General features: G+C 60.3%; 16 protein-coding genes. 2 read left to right on the top strand and 14 right to left on the bottom strand.

The window, feature by feature from the left end:
* Positions 1 to 47 precede the first annotated feature (47 nt).
* The gene (locus ACHHRT_RS04660; protein ID WP_395498197.1) at positions 48 to 1,013 is read left to right on the top strand and encodes a dialkylrecorsinol condensing enzyme; all 966 of its coding nucleotides are present in this window, start codon (positions 48 to 50) and stop codon (positions 1,011 to 1,013) included.
* Positions 1,010 to 2,164 (top strand): beta-ketoacyl-ACP synthase III, encoded by a 1,155-nt coding sequence (locus tag ACHHRT_RS04655; protein ID WP_395498195.1) that lies wholly within the window; start codon positions 1,010 to 1,012, stop codon positions 2,162 to 2,164. The genes ACHHRT_RS04660 and ACHHRT_RS04655 overlap by 4 nt, the downstream gene beginning before the upstream one ends.
* On the opposite strand, the gene ACHHRT_RS04650 is transcribed toward ACHHRT_RS04655, so the two are convergent.
* From ACHHRT_RS04650 to amrS, 14 genes are all read right to left on the bottom strand, one after another.
* A complete protein-coding gene (locus tag ACHHRT_RS04650; RefSeq protein ID WP_395498193.1) occupies positions 2,165 to 2,422 on the bottom strand; it encodes a phosphopantetheine-binding protein in 258 nt (85 codons plus the stop codon).
* A 27-nt stretch (positions 2,423 to 2,449) separates the two neighbouring features.
* The gene (locus ACHHRT_RS04645) at positions 2,450 to 3,769 is read right to left on the bottom strand and encodes an ABC transporter permease (RefSeq protein WP_395498191.1); all 1,320 of its coding nucleotides are present in this window, start codon (positions 3,767 to 3,769) and stop codon (positions 2,450 to 2,452) included.
* Position 3,770: 1 nt separating this feature from the next.
* A complete protein-coding gene (locus tag ACHHRT_RS04640; protein WP_395498189.1) occupies positions 3,771 to 4,514 on the bottom strand; it encodes an ABC transporter ATP-binding protein in 744 nt (247 codons plus the stop codon).
* A gap of 2 nt (positions 4,515 to 4,516) precedes the next feature.
* Positions 4,517 to 5,503: a BtrH-related acyltransferase DarH gene (darH, locus tag ACHHRT_RS04635; protein ID WP_395498187.1), complete on the bottom strand. Its 987-nt coding sequence runs from the start codon at positions 5,501 to 5,503 to the stop codon at positions 4,517 to 4,519.
* Complete coding sequence (locus ACHHRT_RS04630; RefSeq protein WP_395498185.1) at positions 5,500 to 5,937, bottom strand: DarG family dialkylresorcinol biosynthesis protein; 438 nt, start codon at positions 5,935 to 5,937, stop codon at positions 5,500 to 5,502. Before ACHHRT_RS04630 ends, darH begins: the two co-directional genes overlap by 4 nt.
* 45 nt (positions 5,938 to 5,982) lie before the next feature.
* Positions 5,983 to 9,528, bottom strand: a complete 3,546-nt coding sequence (gene nifJ, locus ACHHRT_RS04625) for a pyruvate:ferredoxin (flavodoxin) oxidoreductase (protein WP_395498183.1) — start codon at positions 9,526 to 9,528, stop codon at positions 5,983 to 5,985.
* A 153-nt stretch (positions 9,529 to 9,681) separates the two neighbouring features.
* On the bottom strand, positions 9,682 to 10,722 hold the full coding sequence (gene epsC / locus ACHHRT_RS04620) for a serine O-acetyltransferase EpsC (protein ID WP_395498181.1): 1,041 nt from the start codon (positions 10,720 to 10,722) through the stop codon (positions 9,682 to 9,684).
* A gap of 23 nt (positions 10,723 to 10,745) precedes the next feature.
* Positions 10,746 to 12,716, bottom strand: coding sequence for a class I adenylate cyclase (locus tag ACHHRT_RS04615; protein ID WP_395498179.1), 1,971 nt, complete (start codon positions 12,714 to 12,716; stop codon positions 10,746 to 10,748).
* 47 nt (positions 12,717 to 12,763) lie between these two features.
* Positions 12,764 to 13,606: a dihydropteroate synthase gene (folP, locus tag ACHHRT_RS04610; RefSeq protein WP_395498177.1), complete on the bottom strand. Its 843-nt coding sequence runs from the start codon at positions 13,604 to 13,606 to the stop codon at positions 12,764 to 12,766.
* A gap of 3 nt (positions 13,607 to 13,609) precedes the next feature.
* On the bottom strand, positions 13,610 to 15,520 hold the full coding sequence (gene ftsH, locus ACHHRT_RS04605; protein ID WP_395498175.1) for an ATP-dependent zinc metalloprotease FtsH: 1,911 nt from the start codon (positions 15,518 to 15,520) through the stop codon (positions 13,610 to 13,612).
* A 79-nt stretch (positions 15,521 to 15,599) separates the two neighbouring features.
* Positions 15,600 to 18,827 carry a carbamoyl-phosphate synthase large subunit gene (gene carB, locus ACHHRT_RS04600; RefSeq protein ID WP_395498173.1) on the bottom strand — a complete coding sequence of 1,076 codons (3,228 nt, stop codon included), beginning with the start codon at positions 18,825 to 18,827 and terminating at the stop codon, positions 15,600 to 15,602.
* Between the two features lie 57 nt (positions 18,828 to 18,884).
* The gene (gene carA, locus ACHHRT_RS04595) at positions 18,885 to 19,994 is read right to left on the bottom strand and encodes a glutamine-hydrolyzing carbamoyl-phosphate synthase small subunit (RefSeq protein ID WP_395498428.1); all 1,110 of its coding nucleotides are present in this window, start codon (positions 19,992 to 19,994) and stop codon (positions 18,885 to 18,887) included.
* On the bottom strand, positions 19,994 to 21,376 hold the full coding sequence (locus ACHHRT_RS04590) for a 3-deoxy-D-manno-octulosonic acid transferase (protein WP_395498171.1): 1,383 nt from the start codon (positions 21,374 to 21,376) through the stop codon (positions 19,994 to 19,996). Before ACHHRT_RS04590 ends, carA begins: the two co-directional genes overlap by 1 nt.
* Before the next feature lie 147 nt (positions 21,377 to 21,523).
* Entirely contained in the window at positions 21,524 to 22,534 is a 1,011-nt protein-coding gene (amrS, locus tag ACHHRT_RS04585; RefSeq protein ID WP_395498169.1) for an AmmeMemoRadiSam system radical SAM enzyme, read from the bottom strand.
* Positions 22,535 to 22,848: the final 314 nt, after the last annotated feature.

Below are 22,848 nucleotides of genomic sequence, written 5' to 3'. Positions count from 1 at the left end.
GAATCAGTTCCCATGTACACCATATCTTTAAACACAGTGCACCCGGCATGAAAAAGGTCCTGGTGGTATATTACTCCCAGAGCGGGCAGCTCCAGCGCGTGGTCGACACCATCACCTCCCCGTTGGCGATGGCGCCCGATGTTGAACTGCAGGTCGAGTCCCTGCGCCCGGCGGTGGAGTATCCCTACCCCTGGCCCCTCCTGCGCTTTCTTGACGCCTTCCCGGAGTCGGTCCGGCTCGATCCTCCGCCCCTTAAACCGCCCTCCATTGCCGATGATAGCCGTTATGATCTGGTGATTCTGGCCTATACCGTCTGGTTTTTGGCTCCGGCGCCGCCGGTGGTGGCCTTTCTCCGTTCCCAGGTCGGGCGGGCGATTTTGCGGGATGCCCCGGTAATCACCGTCATCGCCTGCCGCAACATGTGGCATCTGGCCCAGGAGAAGATGAAAACCTTGTTGCGGGAGGCGGGAGCTCGCTTATCGGATAACGTGGTGCTGATCGATCAGGGCAGCAGCCTGGCCACCTTTGTCACCACTCCCCGCTGGATGTTGACCGGCCGTCGGGATCGTCTGTGGGGGCTGTTTCCCCCCGCCGGGGTGGCGGAAGAGGAGATTGCCGCCAGTACCCGTTTTGGCCAGGCCATTCTTGACGCCCTGCGCCAAGGTATCCTCGATGGCGGCCAGCCGGTGTTAACCGGCCTCAAGGCGGTTAAGGCCGATATCCGTCTTATTCCGGGAGAGAAAATCGCCACCCGCAGTTTTTTAATCTGGAGTCGGCTGGTCCGCCTGATGGGCCCCCCGGGCAGCCCCGGTCGCAAGCCGGTGTTGATGATCTATCTGGTTTTTCTGCTGGCCATGATCATGACGGTGGTCCCGGTCAGCATGGCCCTGCGCGCCTTGCTCCGTCCCTTGTTTGCCGGCCGCTTGGAGGCCCAGCGGCGCTATTTTGAAGGACCATCCGGCAGCGGTGAAGAGCGGATGCGGGAGTACAGCGCCGGGATGGCTCGCCGATGAACAGAGCCGTCTATATCAACCGAATTGCAGCTTATCTACCCGGTGAGCCCATCGATAACGACCGGATGGAGTCGGTGCTGGGGATGATTGGTGGCCGACCCTCCCGGGCCCGGGCCATCGTGCTGCGCAGCAACGGGATCAAGACCCGCTACTATGCCATTGATCCCGCCACCGGTGAGCCCAGCCTGAACAATGCCCAGCTCACGGCCGCGGCGATTCGTCGGCTGGAGGGGGGGGGCTTTACCCTTGACCGGATCCAGTGCCTGGCCTGCGGGACCAGCTCGCCGGATCAGCTGCTTCCCGGCCATGCCGTGATGGTGCATGGTGAGTTGGGGAACCCCACCTGTGAGGTGGCCTCCCCCAGCGGGATCTGCATCTCGGGGATCATCGCCCTCAAGTATGGTTACATGGCGGTGCTGGCCGGTTTGCACCATAACGCGGTGGTGACCGGTTCGGAAACCGCTTCCGCTTCCATGACCGCCAAGAATTTCTCCGCCGAGAATGAGGCCCGGGTGGATGAACTGGAGAGCAGTCCGGTGATCGCCTTTGAAAAAGATTTCCTGCGCTGGATGCTTTCCGATGGCGCCGGGGCCATGCTGCTTGAGCCCCAACCTAAAGCCGGGGGGCTGTCATTGAGGATCGAGTGGATCGAGCAGTTTTCCTATGCCCACGAACTGCCGGTGTGCATGTACGCCGGTGGCGACAAGGATGCCTGGGGCCGTTTCGTCGGCTGGCATGAATATCCCGGGGAAGATGTGATGAAGGAATCGCTCTTTGCCCTGAAACAGGATGTCAAACTGCTCAATGACAAAGTGATTCACATGACCGTTGAGCGGGGAATGACCGACACCCTTACCCGTCATCCCCTGCGGCCCGAGGAGATCGACTGGTTTCTGCCCCACTACTCATCGGGCTTTTTCCGGGACAAGGTGTATGAGGGGCTCCGCAAGGTGGGAATGGAGATCCCCTTTGAGCGTTGGTTCACCAATTTGCCCTCGGTGGGCAACGTGGGCTCGGCTTCCGTCTACCTGATGCTGGAGGAGCTGTTCAACGGCAACCACCTGCGCCACGGCCAGAAGATTCTTTGCTATATTCCGGAAAGTGGAAGATTTTCCACCGCATTCATGCTGTTGACCGTGCTGGAGTCCTGATCACTCAACTCCGTTGGCCCGCAGAAAATCGGCCAGGCTGCTCAGGGAGGCCATGATCTTGCGGCCCGTCTCCTCCGAGGCGATTCTGGCCCCATATCTCTTCCGCACCGTCACCACAATCTCCACCGCATCCAGCGAGTCGATCCCCAGGGCGGACTCCGGGCCGACCAAGTCCCCGGTGGGATCGAAATGCTCCGGCTTTGGTAGCCGGCAGATCTCGCAGATCAGGGTCAGCAGTTCCTCTTCCAGTTTATTCATGGGTTTGTCCCCAACAGATTGATGAAATTAAAATTTGCCGCTCCTTTCCCGCTGGCTGAAATAGCTCCAGGCTCCAGCCAGGCAAGCCAGGGCAAAGGCGGTCAGCAGGGCGGTGGGCCGCAGAATCTCCCGGTAGCCGCCCTGGCGGACAAAGATCTCCAGCATCGCTTCCAGGGCCCAGCCCAGGGGGGAGAACTGGCTGAGCTTTTGCATCGCCTCCGGCATGGCGTAAACCGGAACCATTATCCCGCCCAAGGCCGCGGCGATGACCACGCTCATGGCCCCGAACATGGAGACCTGTTCGTAGGAGCGACCCACGGTGCCCAGTAGAATGCCGTAGCCCGCGGCGGCGGCCACCGCCGCCAGGAGAACCAGAATAATCGCTCCGTAATTATCTCCCAGCTCAAAAACCGGCGCTCCCAGCAAGGGCAGGAGCAATTTGCCGATGGCCAGAATCAGGGCGAACTGGGCCAGGCAGACCAGCCCATAGGCGGCGACCTTGCCCAGCAGAAAAACGAAAAAGGGTACCGGCATCACCAGCAGCCTGCCCAGGGTGCCGGTGATGCGCTCCCGAATGATGGAGCCGGCCAGGGGGACCACGATGAAAAATATGCCGAAAAGTGACCAGGCCGGGACATTCTGTTGCACCGAATCGGGCAGGGCGACCCCGCTCTCCTGGGTAAAACGGGGCTCGGTGACGGTGATCAGCTCCCGGCCAGCCAGCTCGGTCAGCTCCCAGGAGGTATGGCCGGAAAGTTCGAACTCGGGCGGTAGTGGCGGCAGCTGGTTAAAGAGGCCGGTCAGCTCCGCCTGGAGGGCGGCCAGCAGTTCCTCGAACTGCACCGCCATGGCGGCCATCTTCACCGAGGCCAGCATGCTGGAGCGGAATCCCCCCATGACCAGCGGATCGAAATAGAGTTCGAGCCGGCCAGGGGCCAGGGCGGGGGGAGGGGAGCTGTTGCCCTCCACCATCTCCCGGACCATGGCCCGGCCAAGCCTGTGAAGCTCGTCGCTCATTCCTTGGCGGATAACAATGCAGAGTTGGGCGTCTCCCCGCTCCACCGCGGCCAGGGCCGCCGATTCGTCCTCTTCCCGCCGCAGCCCGAGCTGTCCCGATTGGGTTAAAAGCCGGCTGAAATCCCGGGCCGCCTTCCCCCCATCCTGATCGACCAGGATCACCTCCAGCGGACTTTCCCCCATTTTTTTCAGCACATTGTCCTGGACCAGGGTGATCACCAGCACCAGCACCGCCGGCATCACGAAAAGGATCAGCAATCCGGCCCGGTCCCGGCCCAGCAGGATCAGCTCTTTTTTTATGGTTGCCCAGAGGGGGGTGGCGAAAAACATGCTATTCCCGCAGGCTCTTGCCGGTAAGTTTGAGGAAAAGATCGCCCAGATTGGCACAGGCTTCCCGGGCCACCAGTTCCACCGGGGTCCCGCGGGCAATCACCTTGCCGCCGTCCAGAATGATCACGCTGTCACAGAGCTGTTCCACCTCCTCCATGTAGTGGGTGGTGTAAATTAGACCGTTGCCCCGAGCGGCAAGAGTGGCAAGGGATTCCAGGATCAGGCTGCGTGACTGGGCGTCGATTCCCACCGTCGGTTCATCAAGCAACAGAATGGGCGGTTCGGCCAGCAGGGCCACCGCCAGATTCAACCGTCGCTTCATGCCACCGGAATAGGTCCCAACCTGCTGCTCTCCCACCTTGCCGAGCAGGACAAAATCCAGGCACCTCTCGACCCGCCTTTTCAGCCGCTCTCCGGTCAGGCCGTAAAGGCTGCCGAAAAAGAGGAGGTTTTCCCGTCCGGTCAGATCGCCATAGAGGGCGATATCCTGGGGGACATAGCCGATCCGCCGGCGAACCCGGCTTTTATGTCGTCCCGCCTCCAGTTTTTCGATCCGCAACTCCCCGCTTGTGGGTTGCAACCTGGTGCTGAGCATGGCGAGAGAGGTGGTTTTGCCGGCGCCGTTGGGGCCCAGCAGCCCCAGGATTTCCCCGGAGCCAAGGGTGATATCAAGCCCATCCACCGCCGGCCTGGTCAGGCCGGGGTAAACCTTGCCCAATCCGTGGGCCATCAGCAGCTCATCCATGGTTACAGAAGCAACAGTTCACGGAAAAGTTTTTCTTCCATCTCAGCGCAATCACGGAGAATATCTCCCATCATCAGAAAAGAATCATCCTCCCGGGTGCGATCCTTGCAAAATCTGGCGGCCATGGTGGCGAAATCCCGCCACCGATCCCCGGCTGCGGTCATTTTCAGCGAGCAGTCGGCCAGACGGGGATCGGAGCAAAGATCGCCGCACTCCTGGAGAAAAGCGGCATAGAGAAAGCGAAAGCCGCCACCGCCGGTGCCGATCTCTTCCTGCATGCGAATGACCTGGCTCAGATGCAGTTTTACCTGTTCCGGGCTCATTTTTTCCGGCCATTTTTGCAGCCGTTTGGCCAGAAAACGGATCCCCTTGACCCCGAAGAGCGGTACCGGATTTAAAAGGCGGGCGGCGGTTTTTTTAATCGCCGTCCGGGCGGCGGGGGCCAGGGAGGGGGCCTGCTCCAGGGCGCTGATGTGGTACATCTTCCCCTTGGGGGCCAGGGCGCCCCTGGCAAAACGGGCTCGGATCAGGTCGGCCCGGGCGCAGGTGGTGGGCCAGGGCATCACCGGATCGCTGATCAGATACTCATCACCCCGGCGACCGTAAACGATCAGGTTGTGGGCATTGAAATGGAAACGGAAGGCCCGGGGAATATAGGGCAGCCAGTAAATCCCGGTCTGCAGTCCCACCGGAATTCCGCGCTCCAGCAGTTGATCCAGAGCCGTCATGGCCCGATGGGGATCACGGAACTTTTGCACCTCCAGTCTAGCACCCACCGCCCGCACCACCGCCTTGAGAATAGCCCCGGCCATCTCTCGATAGGCGATGAGGGGCAGGTGATTGAGGCGGATAAAGGGGAAGTAGCCGAAGAAGAGGCCGCGGCCCAGCCCGAAGGCCATGGGTTCCGACAGTTCAAGGCCGTGGTGGGTCAACAGATTGGCAATGGCCCCGCTTTCACAGTGGGCCGTCTGACGGTGGTTGAAGTTCATCTGCTCGGTTCGGTCAGGATCGGCGGGTAGGAAGGGGGAAGCAGTTTGCCCCGGCGCAAATCATCGGGGCTGATATTGAAGAGGGTTGCGTAACGAGCCAGAGTTTTGTCGTTAAGGCGCCGGAAGAAGAACGGCTTGAGGTGGAGTCGGACCCGCCAGCGGGAGATGCCGACATATCCGGCCAACAGGGCGGCATCCATCTGGTTCAGGGCCATGTAATAGGCCAGGGGGCTGAATCTGCCGTTTTTGATGGCGATGGTCATTGCCGCCACCTCCTGCTGGATCTTTTCCCAGGCCAGGCTGTTGGCAATGTTTACCGGTTCCCAGCCGGTGCTGCCCACCGGGCTGTAGCGCCCGGCTTCATCGACGGCGTAGCGGATCTCCCGCCCGCCTTCGGTGATGCCGGTGTCGTTGGGGACCTCGGAAATTTTCATTCCGAGGTCCCCCGACAACATCCGCTATTGGCGATTGCCGCCACTTTACTTGCTGGGTTCCAGAGCCTTGTGGAGCCCCTGCAGCCGCTTCCAACCCTTATCCACATCCTGCTGCGACAGCTCCATCAGCGAGTCGGCCATGGTCGGATTCATCAGCTTCAAAGCCCGGTAACGGTTTTCGTTGAGGGCATATTCGGCAAACTTGATCGACGGGGCCTTGCTCTCGATGTGGAGCGGATTCTTGCCTTCAGCCTCCAGCATGGGATTGAAGCGGTAGAGCGGCCAGTGTCCGCACTCCACCGCCTTCTTCTGCTGGTCCAGACCCTTGGCCATGTTGATGCCGTGGCCCACGCAGTGCGAGTAAGCGATGATCAGCGAGGGGCCGTCATAGGCCTCGGCCTCGGCAAAGGCATTGACCACCTGCACCGGGTTGGCGCCAAGGGCCACCCGGGCGACATAGACGTTGCCGTAGGTAGCGAAGATCATGCCGATATCCTTCTTGGGCATCTTCTTGCCGCCGGCCGCGAACTGGGCGGTGGCCGCCCGGGGGGTGGACTTGGACATCTGACCGCCGGTGTTGGAGTAAACCTCGGTGTCCATGATCAGCACATTGACGTTCTCGCCGGAGGCCAAAACATGGTCGAGACCACCGTAACCGATATCGTAGGCCCAGCCGTCGCCGCCGATGATCCAGACCGACTTCTTGACCAGGTAGTCGGCCACCGGCAGCAGCCGGCGGCTGATGACGGAGTCGTCACCGGCCAGTTTTTCCTTCAGTTTGGCCACCCGCTCCCGCTGGGCTTCGATCTCCACCTGGTTTTTCTGGGAGGCGTTGATCAGCTCATCGGCCATCTTCTTGGTGATCAGCTTGGCCGCCACCGCCTCGCCCAGCAGTTCAGCCGCCTGGGCGGCCAGTTTGTTGACCGAGTAGCGCATGCCGAGACCAAATTCGGCGTTGTCCTCAAACAGCGAGTTGGCCCAGGCCGGTCCCCGGCCGTCGGCCCGCTTGCAGTAAGGGGTGGTGGGCAGGTTGCCGCCGTAGATCGAGGAACAGCCGGTGGCGTTGGCGATCAGCATCCGGTCCCCGAACATCTGGGTGGCCAGTTTGATATAGGGGGTTTCGCCGCAGCCGGCGCAGGCGCCGGAGAACTCCATCAGCGGCCGTTTCAGCTGGCTGCCCTTAACCGTGGAGATATCGACGTCGGCATCGGGAACCTCCGGCAGGTTGAGGAAGAACTTGACGTTGGGAGCTTCCTGCTCCCGGACCTTCTCGGTGTTGTCGATCATCTTCAGGGCCTTGGTCTTGGCCGGGCAGACCTCGACACACAGGGTGCAGCCGCAGCAATCCTCGGTGAAGACCTGGATAACCGCTTCCCGGTCCTTGAATTGCTTGCCCACCGCCGCGACACTCTTGAGGCTCTTGCTTTTGCCCTTGAGGTCGGCGGGGTTGACGACCTTCATCCGGATGGCGGCATGGGGGCAGACCAGCGAGCAACGGCCGCACTGGATGCAGTTTTCCGGCAGCCATTCCGGGACGTGGACGGCGATATTGCGCTTCTCGTACTGGGTGGTGCCGGTGGGCCAGGTGCCGTCGGCCGGCATATCGGAAACCTTGACCAGGTGACCCTTGCCGGCGATCATCTTGGCGCTGACCTTTTTGACGAACTCGGGCGCATCCTCGGGCACCACCGGCGGCAGCAGGTGACCATCCACCTTCTTGGGTACCTTGACCTCATTGATATTGTTGACCGCGGCATCAACGGCGTCGTAGTTCATCTTGACCACCTTCTCGCCCTTCTTGCCGTAAGTCTTTTTGATGGCGTCCTTGATCCGGTCGATCGCTTCCTTTTTGGTCAGAATGCCGGAGATCAGGAAGAAGGCGGTCTGCATGATCATGTTGATCCGGGCGCCCAGGCCCAGGGCCTCGGCCAGCTTGATGGCATCGATCACGTAGAATTTGGCCTGCTTGTCGATCAGTTGCTGCTGAACCGGGGCCGGCAGATGCTTCCAGATCTCCTTGGCGCTGTAGGGGGAGGTGAGCAGGAAGGTGCCTTTGTCCTCCAGGTTGCCCAGCATGTCGTACTTATCGAGGAAGGTGAAGTTGTGGCAGGCGATAAAGGTCGCCTTGTCGATCAGGTAGGGGGCGATGATCTGGTTTTTGCCGAACCGGAGGTGGCTGACGGTCATCGAGCCCGATTTCTTGGAGTCATAAACGAAGTAGCCCTGGGCCGAGTTGTCGGTTTCGGTGCCGATGATCTTGATGGTGTTTTTGTTGGCGCCCACGGTGCCGTCGCTGCCCAGACCGTAGAACATGCAGCGATGCACCTCCTGGCCCTCGATGCTGAAGGCGGTGTCGTAGTCGAGGCTGGTGTAGGCCACGTCGTCGTTGGGGCCGACACAGAAGTGGTTCTTGGGGGCCCAGGCGGCCATGTTGTCCAGGATCGCCTTGACCATGGCCGGGGTGAATTCGGCCGACCCCAGGCCGTAACGGCCCCCGAGGATTACGGGCTGGCAGGCGGCCCGGTTGCTCTCCACCGACTCGCCGATGGCGGCCCGGACGTCGAGGTAGAGGGGTTCGCCGGCGCTGCCCGGCTCCTTGGTGCGGTCCAGCACGGTGATCCGCTTGACGCTGGCCGGCAGGGCGTTGACCATGGCCTTGCTGTCGAAGGGGCGGAAGAGACGAACCACCACCAGGCCGACCTTGGCATTCTCTTTGGCGATCAGGTGTTCAAGGGTGGCCCGTACCGTTTCGGAGCCACTGCCCATCATCACCACCACGTTTTCGGCGTCGGGGGCGCCGAAGTAATCAAAGAGATGGTAGCGGCGGCCGGTCAGTTGGGCGAAGCGGTCCATGGTCTGCTGGACGATGCCGGGGCAGGCCTGATAGTATTTGTTGACCGTCTCGCGACCGGTGAAATAGACATCGGGGTTCTGGGCGGTGCCGCGCATCATCGGCCGGTCGGGGGAGAGGCCGCGGGCCCGGTGGGCCGTCACCAGCTCCTCGTCGATCATGGCCCGCATGTCGTCGAAGCTGAGCTGCTCCATCTTCTGGATCTCGTGGGAGGTCCTGAAACCGTCGAAGAAGTGGATAAAGGGGATCCGGGACTTCAGGGAGGCCTGGGTGGCGATCAGGGCCATATCCTGGGCCTCCTGGACGTTCTGGGAGCAGAGCATCGCCCAGCCGGTCTGGCGGACCGCCATCACGTCGCCGTGGTCGCCGAAGATCGACAGCCCCTGGCAGGCCACCGAACGGGCGGTGACGTGAAAAACGGTGGGGGTCAGCTCACCGGCGATCTTGTACATATTGGGCATGATCAGAAAGAGACCCTGGGAGGCGGTGAAGGTGGTGCAGAGTGCCCCGGTGGTGAGACTGCCATGCAGGGCGCCGGCCACCCCGCCCTCGGATTGCATCTGGGTAACCACCGGGATTGAACCCCAGATATTTTTCTGGCCGGCGGCGGCTTTGGTGTCGGACTCGGCCGCCATGGGGGTGGAGGGGGTAATGGGGTAAATGGTGATGATTTCGCTGGTGGCATAGGCTACATGGGTGCAGGCCTGATTGCCGTCGATGGTGACCATTTTACGCGACATAGTTCGACTCCTTCAGCTTGAATTGAAAAGGATAAGTTAATACCCATTGATTGTGCAGGGGTGTGGATCCGGGACCAGGGGCCATGGAACGCTGGCTTCCGGCAGACCGACAAATCAGAGAAAGCTAAACTAAATCGTCGTTAATTTCCACTATTATTTGTCGGCGGCCGCCACTTCCGGCGACGATTGACCGCCGTTTGGTTGCCGTTTGTAAACCAGCTCGGGGGGGTTGAGTACCACTTTGGTATCAGGCGGCACCGAATGGGTCAGCCAGATATTGCCGCCGATCACCGAGCGGGCCCCGATCACCGTCTCGCCGCCTAAAATGGTGGAACCGGCGTAAACGGTGACGTCATCCTCCAGGGTGGGATGGCGTTTGGTATGGCGCTCCAGTTGGCCAGCCTCGTCACGGCGGAAGGCCAGGGCTCCCAGGGTTACCCCCTGGTAAAGTTTGACCCGGGTGCCCAGCACCGCGGTCTGGCCGATCACCACCCCGGTGCCGTGGTCGATAAAGAAGGATCGACCGATGCGGGCCCCGGGATGGATGTCGATGCCGGTGATACTGTGGGCGTGTTCGGTCATGATCCGGGGCAGGATCGGCACCTCAAGACGATAAAGGGCGTGGGCGATCCGGTAGATGGTGATAGCGTGCAGGCCGGGATAACTGAAGATGATCTCGTCGTAACCGGCGGCGGCCGGATCCCCCTGGTAGGCGGCGTGAACGTCGCTGGCCAGCAGGGCGCGCAGCTCCGGCAACTGCTGGATAAAGAGCAGGGCCTTTTCCTGGCCAGATTCCTCGCAGTGCTGACAGATATGGCCGTGACGGGTACATTCGTGGCGGATGGCGTTGGCGATCTCCGCGGCCAGGAGATCAAACAGCTCGGAAACCTCCAGGCCGATCCGGTATCTCAGGTTGACCCGGTCGATCCCCTGGCGACCGAAGTAGCCGGGGAAAATGATCTCCCGGCAGGAATCGAGGATGCTAACCGCCCGGCGCCGTGAGGGGAGGGGTTCGGCCTCGACATGCTCGAAGCAGTTGCGGTTTTCACAGGTGGCGACGATCCGATCCACCACTTCCGGCAACTGGGAGCGGATGGTGGCGACCTGGTCTTGTTCCTTGCTCGGGCACTGCTCGGCGGCGCAGTGCTCTTTGCAGGATTCGGGGCCCAAGGTAAGCTTGCTTTTGCGGGTCATTAAGGCTCTCTCGTCAACGGTTGTCAATTGTTCAGCATCAGCTTGATGTTGCTGGCCTCTTCCTGGTTGGTAATAAAAAAATCCAGGTTGTTGTTCCAGCGGCTCACAAAGTGGCGGGTGAGCAGGACCCGCATCGCGTTTTTAAGCTGGGTCAGTGTACTGTAATCGTGGAGAAAATATTCGCCATAACTGTTTTCGCTCATGATGGTTGAGGCCATGGTTTTCCCGCCCATGATCGGCTCTTTGAAGAAGTTGACGATCACCAGGGCCCGGAGGGTGTTTTCCTGTTCCAGCAAGCGATTGGGGGGGATCTGCGAAAAGTGGATGATGGGAAAGGTGTTGAGCATGCTCTCCGCCAGGTTCTGGATGTCCACCAGGTCGATGGGGAGAAAGTTTTTGGTCAGATGGAGCCGGGTCTGGGCGGCCAGGATGCCGTTGACCAGGAGCCAGGCGACCAGCCGGATCAGGTTGTCGTCGCGCTTGATCACCGACTCCATCCGCTCCTTGACCGTGTTGTGGTCCTGTTCGCCACAGAAGGCGTAGTAGAAAAAACGTCCCTCATATTTGGTGATATGGATGGTGATATCATCCATCGCCATCAGGTGGCGGGAGACGCTGCGGATATAGTCAATTTTGGCCGATTTCTGTTCATAAAAGGTGAAAAGTTTACGTCCCAGAATGGAGATGTCCCGCTCGGTGATGGTCAGGCCGGTATTGGGACCGAATTTCTTGAAGAACCAGCGCAGGCGTTTGTAGGTTTCAATCAGGTACTCATGGACCCTGGTCCCAAAAAAGAGCAGCTCTTTGTACTGCCAGGAAAAATCAAGGAAATCCTGGTGGTTGGCCGGCAGGATATCCCAGCTTTCCATCTGGGCCATGGTGGTTTTGAGATGGTTTTTCTGACCGAACTTGGCCTGCTTTTGTGATTCGACCCCTTCCAGGGTTTTGAGGAAGAGGCATTCCCGGATCAGGTCGGCCCACTTGTGCATCTGTTCGACCTTGGCCTGCTGATAAAAGGCGATGATTTCCCGGGCCAGCAGGAGATAGGGGTCCACCTCGGCCGGGTCGAGCTTTTCCTTGGGGTAGGTCAGCTTTTCGGGCCAGGTGACCAGCCGTTTGACTTTGTCGGAAAAGAGCGGCAGGGCGTTGCTCTGCTGCTGGAGCAGCAACTCCAGGTAGGCGAACTTGATCACCGACTTGAAGGGGCTGTCCAGGGCTTTGTTCATCTGCCAGAGGCAGGCGCCGAAGATCTCCGCCTTGGGGATCCCGGTCACGTTGCCCAGGTCGACAAAATCATCGGGGTTGATCTTGCGCTCCTCGACCAGGCGCTGCACCAGGGAGCGGTATTGTCCTTCACCCAGGCCCGGGGGGATAAACCACCAGAGCAGGGGTTTGCCCGCCACCAGCAGATGGGTGCGGAACAGTTCGTCCTTGAGCAGAATTTTGAGGGCGCTGCCGGCGGATTCCTCCTCGGCGGTGGATTCAAAGCAATTGTCCCGGGTCTGGGTGATATCCATCAGAAAGAAGTGGGTCTCAACCCCTTTCTTTTGGGTCCACTCTTCAATCCCGGCACATTTCCGGCGCAACAGTTCAACCCCCTCGCTACCCAGCTGCTCCTGGTGGATACTGACCCAGTAGTCGCAATCCGATTTTTCCGACTGGGCGATGGTGCCGACACTGCCAATGGTTTTTAGTGAGTGGATGGCGCACTGATCCGGCGGCAGCATGATATCATCGCTTTTCGGGGCCGAGGAGGTGGGGAAAAAACGGCGGAACAGTTCACTGGAAAGAGCGACGGTCGGGTCGAAATCGCAGATGCCCCGGGGGGAGCCGGGGGCCGGCAAATGGCCGGGCAGGTCCGGATGGTTGACGTGGAGCAGGTAAGGCACCACCGAGAAGATAATATTGCCCTTCTGGGGGTTGAAGACCATCGACTTGGCGATCCGCTCATCGTTATATTTGCGATAGCGGGCAATTTTGGTTTGCAGGCTCATGGTTTTGGCATCATCCAAAAGGTTTGGGCAAACGTCTTGGGCAGCCTTTATTGCCACACCTGGGCCAGGCGGAGGGCCTGACGGGTGGCTGCAACATTGTGGGTACGGATAATATCCGCGCCATTGAGGGCGCAGAGAGCGGCCACCACCGCCGAGGGCAGGTCGCGCTCCTCCATCGGCAACTCCCCCAGCAGTTTGGTCAGAAACGATTTGCGGGAGTGGCCGATCAACAGCGGTCGGCCCAGGGAACGGAACTGGGCCAGATTGCGCAGGATCGCCAGATTGTGCTCCAGGCTTTTGCCAAAGCCGAGGCCCGGGTCGATAATCAGCCGCTCCCGTTGAATCCCCTGTTGGCTCAGCTCTTCGATCCGCCGGGCCAGAAACCGCTTGATTTCGGCCACCACGTCATCATAGTGGGGGGCAAGCTGCATGTCACGGGGGGTGCCCTGCATATGCATGATGATCACCGGCCAGTCGCCGCCGGCGGCCAGCTCCACCATGGCCGGATCAAAGCGCAGGGCGCTGATGTCGTTGATCATATCGGCGCCGGCGGCCAGGGCCTGGCGGGCCACGGTGGCCTTGGTGGTATCGATGGAGATGGGGATCTTGGGGGCCAGTTTCCGGATCGCTTCGATGGCGGGAATTACCCGGCGCAACTCCTCCTCCACCGCCACGGCCGGGGCCATGGGGCGGGTGGATTCGCCGCCGATATCCAGGATATCAACCCCGGCGGCGAGCATCTTTTCGGTATGGCCCAGCAGGCTTCGGTGATCGGCCAGTTTCCCGCCGTCGGAAAAGGAGTCCGGAGTGAGGTTCAGGATCCCCATGATCCGTGCCCGGTGGGGGACTGAGCTGTCGAGAAACCCGGCTTTACTGCTTGGGGTTTCCATGGTTCAGCTTTGCGGTTGCTCGGGAGGAGGGGCCTGATCCGATTCCGCCTCGGGTTCCGGCGGGTTATCTTTCCCCTGCTTGGCCGCCGGTTCAGTCTGGGGGGGGGCTTGGGGCGGAGTCTCCCCCCTGGCCTCGGCAATGATCCGCTCGATATCTTCCAGCAACAGGGTCTCCTTTTCCAGCAGTTCGGCGGCGACCAGGTGCAGGGCGTCCAGGTTTTCCTTGAGCAGGGCATGAACCTGGTCGTTGGCATCCTGGACCAGGCGCTTGACCTCGTTGTCGATCTGGATGGCGGTGGATTCAGAGTAATCCCGATGCTGGGAGATCTCCCGCCCCAGGAAGATCTGCTCCTCCTTCTTGCCGAAGGTCAACGGCCCCATGGCGTCGCTCATCCCCCACTCGCAAACCATCTTGCGGGCCATGGTGGTGGCCCGTTCGATATCGTTGCCGCTGCCGGTGGTGATCTCGCCAAACACCAGCTCCTCGGCCACCCGGCCGCCCAGCAGAATGCAGATATTGTTGATCAGGTAGCTGCGGGCGTAGGTATATTTATCCTCCAGGGGCAACTGCTGGGTCAGGCCCAGGGCTCGCCCCCGGGGGATGATGGTGACCTTGTGCAGGGGGTCGGTGCCGGGCAGCAGCCGGGCCACCAGGGCATGGCCCGCTTCGTGGTAGGCGGTGATCTTCTTCTCCTTCTCGGTGATGATCATGCTCCGGCGTTCGGAGCCCATCATCACCTTGTCCTTGGCCTGCTCCAAATGGGTCATTTCGACCTTTTCCGCCCCTTGGCGGGCGGCCAGCAGGGCTGCCTCGTTGACCATGTTTTCCAGATCGGCCCCGGAGAAACCGGGGGTTCCGCGGGCGATCTGGGCCCAATCCACATTATCGGCGATCTGGGTTTTCCGGCCATGGACGTGCAGGATCATCTCCCGCCCCTTAACATCGGGCACCGGCACCACCACCTGGCGGTCGAAACGGCCTGGGCGGAGCAGGGCGGGGTCGAGAACATCGGGCCGGTTGGTGGCTGCGACAATGATCACCCCCTCGTTGGCTTCAAAGCCGTCCATCTCCACCAGCAACTGGTTCAGGGTCTGCTCCCGCTCGTCGTGGCCGCCGCCCAGGCCCGCCCCGCGGTGGCGGCCCACCGCATCGATCTCATCGATAAAGATGATGCAGGGGGCGCTCTTCTTGCCCTGGATAAAAAGGTCCCGGACCCGGGAGGCCCCGACCCCGACAAACATCTCCACGAAATCGGAACCGCTGATGGAGAAAAAGGGAACCTGGGCTTCGCCGGCAATGGCCTTGGCCAGCAGGGTCTTGCCGGTGCCCGGGGGACCCATCAGCAGCACCCCCTTGGGAATACGACCGCCCAGCCGGGTAAACTTACCGGGATCTTTTAAGAAATCGATAATCTCGGACAACTCCTCCTTGGCCTCTTCAATGCCGGCCACATCCTTGAAGGTGATTTTGCTGGTTTCATGATCCAGCAGTCGGGCCCGGCTTTTGCCGAAACTCATCGCCTTGCCGCCGCCCATCTGCATCTGGCGCATGAAGAAGATCCAAACCCCGATCAACAGCAGCATGGGAAACCAGGAAACCAGGATGGTCAGGTACCAGGGAGTGCCCTCCTTCTCCTTGACTTTGATGTTGACCCCGTTTTGGCGCAGCAGGGGGATCATTTCGGCGTCGTTGGGGGTTATCACCTTGAAGATACGCCCTTCAGGCCCCTCAACCCTCAGCTCGCTGCCCTGGACCTCCACCTCGCGCACCGCCCCGGCCTCGACGCTGGTCATGAAATCGCTGTAGCTCATTTCGCTGACCTGGGGCTGCGGTTTGTTGAAGAGGTTGAAGAGCATGATCAGGGTGAGACCGATGATCAGCCACATCGAGAGGTTTTTATAGAAAATATTCAAATGATCCTCCAAGTGAGATCGCTGTTAAGCCCGAAACGGACACATTAAGCCAGAAAGGGAGGAAAGTCCAGTCCTCGGCTCAATTGGTGCTTTGTTGGAACTGCTGGATCGGCTTAACCCCCATGGTTTTTTCCCGCATGGTGCTGATCGCCCGAACCATCGATTCGGCCCCGGCCAGGGTGGTGGTGTAGGGCAGGTGGTAGTCCAGGGCGGCCCGGCGAATGGTGTAGGAGTCCTCGGTGGTTCGGGTGCCCATGGAGATATTGACGATCCACTGGATCTGGTGGTTGCGGAGCATATCCAGAACGTGGGGGCGTCCTTCGGAAATTTTTTGCACCTTGGCGCAATCCACTCCCTCTCCCTTGAGCTGGGCGGCGGTACCACCGGTGGCCACCAGGGTAAAGCCCAGTTCAACCAGGCGCCGAGCGATGGGCACGATGGCCGGTTTGTCGGGATGCCGCACACTTAAGAAGACGGTGCCCGACTGAGGGATTTTCTGGCCGGCGGCAAGTTGCGACTTGGCAAAGGCCAGCCCCACGCAATCGTCGATTCCCATCACCTCGCCGGTGGATTTCATCTCCGGGCCAAGAATGGTGTCAACATTATCGAACCGGTCAAAGGGGAAAACCGCCTCCTTGACCGCGAAATGTTTGATCTTAACCTCACTGGTCAGGCCCAGTTCGGCCAGGGTGGCCCCCATCATCACCTTGGTGGCCAGCTTGGCCAAGGGCACTCCGGTGGCTTTGCTGACAAAGGGCACGGTGCGCGAGGCCCGGGGATTGACCTCCAGGACGAAAAGGGTGTTCTCTTTCACCGCGAACTGGACGTTCATCAACCCCTTGACCTTAAGCTCCGCCGCCATGGCCCGGCTGGCCGCCTTGATCTCTTCGATCATCTCGGCGGCCAAAGTGTGGGGAGGCAGGACGCAGGCGGAATCACCGGAGTGGATCCCCGCCTCTTCAATATGCTGCATAATGCCGCCGATGATGGTGGTCTGGCCGTCGGAGATTGCGTCCACATCGACCTCGATGGCATCCTTGAGGAATTTGTCCACCAGGATCGGGTGTTCCGGGGAGACATCGACGGCGGTGTGCATGTAATGGGTCAGGTCCCGTTCGTTGTAGACAATCCGCATGGCCCGACCGCCCAGAACGTAAGAGGGGCGGACCACCACCGGGTAGCCGATCTCCTTGGCGATCACCAGGGCTTCCTCGGCGTTGTGGGCGATACCGTTGGCCGGCTGGCGCAGGTTCAACTTCTGCAGAAACTGCTGGAATCGTTCCCGATCTTCGGCCCGGTCGATGGAGTCGGGGGAGGTCCCCAGAATCGGCACCCCGGCCTTGGCCAGGGGCACTGCCAGATTCAAAGGAGTCTGGCCGCCAAACTGGACGATTACCCCCTCCGGTTGCTCTTGCTCAATAATGTTAAGCACATCCTCCCGGGTCAGGGGCTCGAAGTAGAGGCGATCGGAGGTGTCGTAGTCGGTGGAGACCGTCTCCGGATTGGAGTTAACCATGATCGATTCAACCCCCAGCTCCCTGAGGGCGAAGGAGGCGTGGACGCAGCAGTAATCGAACTCGATCCCCTGGCCGATCCGGTTGGGGCCGCCGCCCAGGATCATAACCTTACGCCGATCGCTGGCTCGCCCCTCGTCTTCTGACTCGTAGGTAGAGTAGAAATAGGGGGTGTAGGCTTCAAACTCGGCGGCACAGGTGTCCACCAGCTTGTAAACCGGTTTTTGCGAGAGCTTGTCCCGCAACTCGCGAATATCATCCTCGGAGGTGCCGGTCAGGTAAGCCAGCTGCCGGTCGGAAAAGCCGTACTGTTTGACCTTGTGGAGTCGCTGGGCCTCCAGGCCGGTGAAGCCGGCTTGGCGAATTTCCCGCTCGGTTTCCACCAACTGGGCCATATGGTTGAGGAACCAGGGGTCGATCATGGTGACCTCGTGGATCCGATTCACGCTGATTCCCCGGCGCAGAGCTTCATAAAGTTGGAAAATCCGCTGGGAATTGGGCTTGCGCAGGGCGCTTTCCAGGTCGGCTTCATCCAGCTCGGCGAATTTTTCAAACCTGCGGTCGGCTCCAAAGCCGGTGCAGCCGATCTCCAGGGAGCGCAGCCCTTTCTGCAGGGCCTCCTTGAAGGTGCGGCCGATGGCCATGGTTTCACCCACCGATTTCATGGCGGTGGTGAGGAAATCATCGGCCTCGGGAAATTTTTCGAAGGTCCAGCGGGGAATTTTGATTACACAGTAGTCGATGGTGGGCTCAAAAGCGGCGTAGGTCTCGCGGGTGATGTCGTTTTTGATCTCATCCAGGGTGTAGCCCACCGCCAGCTTGGCGGCGATCTTGGCGATGGGAAAGCCGGTGGCCTTGGAGGCCAGGGCCGAGGAGCGGCTGACCCGGGGATTCATCTCGATCACCATCAGTTCGCCGTCGGCGGGGTTGACGGCGAACTGGACGTTGGAACCGCCGGTTTCCACCCCGATCTCCCGCATGATGGCGATGGAGGCGTTGCGCATGGCCTGGTATTCGCGGTCGCTCAGGGTCTGGGCCGGGGCCACGGTGATGGAGTCGCCGGTGTGGACCCCCATGGGATCGATATTTTCAATGGAACAGATGATCACCACGTTATCGTTCTTGTCCCGCATCACCTCCAGCTCATACTCCTTCCAGCCCAGCAGGCTCTTTTCCAGCATCACCTCGCTGTTGATGGAAAGGTCGAGGCCGGATTCGCAGATCTCCTCCAATTCCTGCTGGTTGTAGGCAATGCCGCCCCCGGTGCCGCCCAGGGTGAAGCTGGGCCGAACGATGATGGGGAAACCGATCTCGGCCGCCGCCGCCTTGGCCTCGCTCAGGGTGTGGATAATCACGCTCTCGGGCACCTTGAGGCCGATCTTGCGCATGGCCGCCCGGAAGGAGTCCCGGCCTTCGGCCTTGCGGATTACGTCGATCTTGGCCGCCAGCAACTCCACTCCGTACTTTTCCAGCACTCCCATCTCCGCCACCCGGATGGCGGTGTTGAGGCCGGTCTGGCCGCCCAGGGTGGGGAGCAGGGCATCAGGTCGCTCCTTTTCGATCACCTTGGCCACGAACTCGGGGGTGATGGGTTCGATATAGGTGGCGTCGGCGATCTCCGGATCGGTCATGATGGTGGCCGGATTGGAGTTGATCAGCACCACCTGGTAGCCTTCCTCCTTCAGGGCCTTGACCGCCTGGGTGCCGGAGTAGTCAAATTCGCAGGCCTGGCTGATGATGATGGGGCCGGAGCCGATGATCAGAATTTTTTTGATGTCGGTACGTTTGGGCATGGCCGTTGGCTATCCTTATATCTATGGTTTTATCGATTGAAGCTTGGTGGTGCCAATCTATTTCATCGCGTCGACGAAACGGTCGAATAGATAGATGGCATCATGGGGGCCGGGGGCGTTTTCGGGATGATACTGGACGGAGAAGGCCGGGAATCGGCGATGCCGGATCCCCTCCACCGAATCATCGTTGAGGTTGATGTGGGTCAGCTCAACCTCGGTGGGGTCGAGAGTGGCCATGTCCAGGCAGAACCCATGGTTTTGTGAGGTGATCTCCACCTTGCCGGTGGTCAGATCCTTGACCGGCTGGTTGATGCCGCGATGGCCGAACTTGAGCTTGTAGGTTTTGCCACCGTAGGCCAGTCCCAGCAACTGGTTGCCCAGGCAGATCCCGAAGATCGGCTTTTTGCCCAGCAGGGCCCGGATGGTATCGATCACCCCCGGGATGCCGGCGGGGTCACCGGGGCCGTTGGAAAGGAAAATACCATCGGGGTTGAGGCCCAGGATGGTGTCGGCGTCGGTATGGCAGGGAACCACCTGGACCTGGCAGCCCCGCTCGGCCAGCAGACGCAGCTGATTGTATTTAAGGCCGTAGTCGATGGCCACGACCTTGTAAGGACCCGGCGTGGCCCCCGCAAAGGCGGTGCCGGGCTGGGGCCCCCGGTCGGTCCAGACGTAAGGTTCGGGGCAGGTAACCTCCCGGACCAGATCGCGTCCCACCAGGCCCGGCGATTTTTTCGCCTTGGCCACCAGCGAGGCATGATCCAGATCCTCGGTTGATACGATCCCCTTCATCGCTCCGACGGTTCGGATATGGCGGGTTAGAGCCCGGGTGTCCACCCCCTCGATCCCCAGTACCCCATATTTTTGCAGCAGTTCGGCCAGGGTGCCGGTGGAACGATAATTGCTGGGGAAAGGGCAGTATTCGCGGGCGATAAAGGCCTCCACCTGGACCCGACCCGACTCCATATCTTCCTCGTTGATCCCATAGTTGCCGATCAGCGGGTAGGTCATGGCGACGATCTGGCCTTTATAGGAGGGGTCGCTCAACAGCTCCTGATAGCCGCTCATACCGGTATTGAAAACAATCTCACCGGTGGTTTCGCCTCGACCGGTAAAGGATACCCCTTCAAAAACAGTCCCGTCTTCCAGGGCGATGCATGCTTTCATCATTGTCCTCTGCTGTTATTTTTTCCGACGTTCTGGTCGATCAGTTGTTTAATAATTTCTACCTGTTGCCGGGCCGCGCCCCGCAGGCGCCGGGCGATGCCGCCAGCCTGCTCCGCCGCCCGGTGGTACTCGGCGGGGCGGGTGTGGAAAGCCATGATCCGTTGACAGAGTTCCTCTTCGTCACGGACCAGAAAACCGCCACCTCCCTGGCGCAGCAGCTCGGCATCCTCCCGGAAATCATCCATATGGGGTCCGAACAGCACCGGCTTGCCGTGGGCCGCCGCCTCCAGCAGATTATGGCCCCCGCGCTGAACCAGGCTGCCGCCGCAGAAAACATAGTCGGCCACCGCGTAAAGTTCGGCCAGTTTCCCCATCTGGTCCACCAGAATCACCGTGGCCCGTTGATTCTCGGTTCGGGCGGCTCCGCCGGCCGCCGCTCCGGAGGAGAGTTCGCTCAGCCGCCAATATTCGAGATTCCTGCCCCGGAACATGGCCTCGATCTCCGGCAGTCTGCGGAGATGGCGGGGGGCTATAACCCAGACCAGGCCGGGCAGATTACGCTTCAGCTTGCGCCAGGCGGTGAGCAGCAGCTCCTCTTCACCGTGGTGGGTGCTGCCGCAGACCAGAACCGGTTGCTCTGGGCCGATTCCCAGTTGGGAACACAAGCTGTTGAGACCACCTTCCAGCTCGATCCTGGTCGCCGGGGTCGAGCAGGGTTTGCCAGCGGCGACCGGGGTCAAATCATATTTGGCATTGCCGCTGATAACCACGGCGGCCGGATCGGCGCCCAGCTCCCGGTAGCGGCGGGCGTCATCTTCGCCGATGGCGGCGATGACCCGGAAACGGGAGATGGTTGCCATAATCAATGAGGCGGCCGGCCAGCGCCGATAGCGGCGCAAAGATCGCTCGGAAAGCCTGGCATTAAGCAGTGCCGGGCCGGCCTGGTGCCGGGCCGCCTGACGGATAATTTCCGGCCAGAGCTCGGTCTCAAGACAGACATAGAGATCGGGCCCGATGTTCCGCATCATCCGGGAGCAGATCCCGGCCAGATCCAGGGGGGCAAAGAGGCAATGAACCCCGTCCGGCATCTGTTCACGACAAACCTGCAACCCTTGCCGGGTCAGAGTGGAGACCCATATTTCGGCTTCGGGTAACTGCCGGCCAAGCTCCCGGACCAGGGCGCGAGCCACCTGCACCTCTCCCACCGAAGCGGCATGCAGCCAGATTCGCGGCCTGCCGTCAGGCTTGCGCGGAGTGGCACGATAAAGTCCCAGCCGTTGCCAGAGTTCCTGTCTGCCGCCACCCAGTGAATAGATTAAAAAAAACGGAAAAACAATCAGGAAAATGGTCCAGGCGATGATCTGGTAAACGAAATAACTCAATGGGCAGGCGGCCTATTAGCAATTTTTTCCGGGTATTTCCCGCAGAGACGACAAAATCACGAGATTAAACCCTGAATTCCGAGTTTCGTCAATGAAATTGCCGTTGAAATTGGTGGAAGGTTTTTGCTTGGCCCCCCGCACCTTCGCCTACCAGCGGCCGGCGATCTCCGTGTCGCATTGCGGACAGTGGCCTTTGATCAGTTGATTGCTGCCGACCCCGAACCCCAGTCTGGTGATCAGAGTGGTGCCGCAGTTGGGGCAGGTGGTGTTTTCCCCTTCATTGTCGTGGATATTGCCCACGTAAACATGATGCAGCCCGGATGCCCGGCCGATCTCCCGGGCCCGATGCAGGGTTTCCGGTGGGGTGGGGTGGGGGCCCATCATTTTATAGGTGGGCCAGAAACGGGAGACGTGCCAGGGGATGTGGGGATCGATCGCCACCAGGAAGCGGGCGATCTCTGTCAGCTCCTCTGTCGAGTCGTTCCAGCCGGGAATGATAAGGGTGGTTACCTCCACCCAGATCCCCAGCTCCTTCATTAATATTATGGTGTCCAGTACCGGTTGCAGGTGGGCGCCGCAGACCTCATGGTAAAATCGTTGGCTGAAAGCCTTGAGGTCGATGTTGATGGCATCAAGCCAGGGGGCGATCTCCCGGGTCGCCTCGGGGCCAATGTAGCCGTTGCTGACGAAGATGTTGCGCACCCCCGCCTTTCGGGCCAATTGGGCGGTATCAAAAGCAAATTCATAGAAGATGGTCGGCTCGACATAGGTATAGCTGATACTGCGGCAGCTTCCCGCCTGGGCCGCCGCCACCACCTCCGCCGGCGTATGGAGAATGCCGGCGATCTCATTGTTGTGCAGGGCCGGATATTGCGAAATTTCATAATTCTGGCAATGCAGGCAGCGGAAATTGCAGCCCACGGTGGCGATGGAGTAGGAGAGCGAGCCGGGCAGCAGATGAAAGATCGGCTTTTTTTCGATGGGGTCGATGTTGCCGCTGATCAACCGGCCATAGTTGAGAGTGTACAGGGTTCCGGCCCGATTTTCCCGCACCCGGCAAATCCCCCTTTTCCCCGGAGTGATTCGGCAATGATGGGGGCAGAGGTAGCACTGCACCTTGTCTTCATCCAGAACTCGGTAAAAGCGTGCGGTTTCCATGGCGCTCCTCCTGTCGTCATAATCTTAGGCGATGAAGATTGGCCCGGCTTAAAAAGGGAGATCTGTTTGTCCGCCCGCTGTCTGCGGGGCCGGTAATCTGTTCCGATTGTAGTGGAATAAACAGCCTGGTCAAAGGAAAAACCCCAGGCTTTGCCCTTTGGCTATTATGCTAACTAACTGAACTTGTGATCTCGGCTCCGGATCATTAGTTTTTTGTGTGGTCGTGGTGAAATTCCTGTTGACTCCCCCAGGCAGTTCGGCTATCTTGCCCGTCTCCCACACAGGGAGGGTCGGAAGCCTTCGGGGCCCCGGCC

It is taken from the genome of Desulfurivibrio modestus (genome assembly GCF_044068625.1).
Classification (GTDB): domain Bacteria; phylum Desulfobacterota; class Desulfobulbia; order Desulfobulbales; family Desulfurivibrionaceae; genus Desulfurivibrio.
The sequence above is the reverse complement of the archived record's forward strand: the minus strand, read 5'-3'. Positions and strand labels throughout refer to the sequence as shown.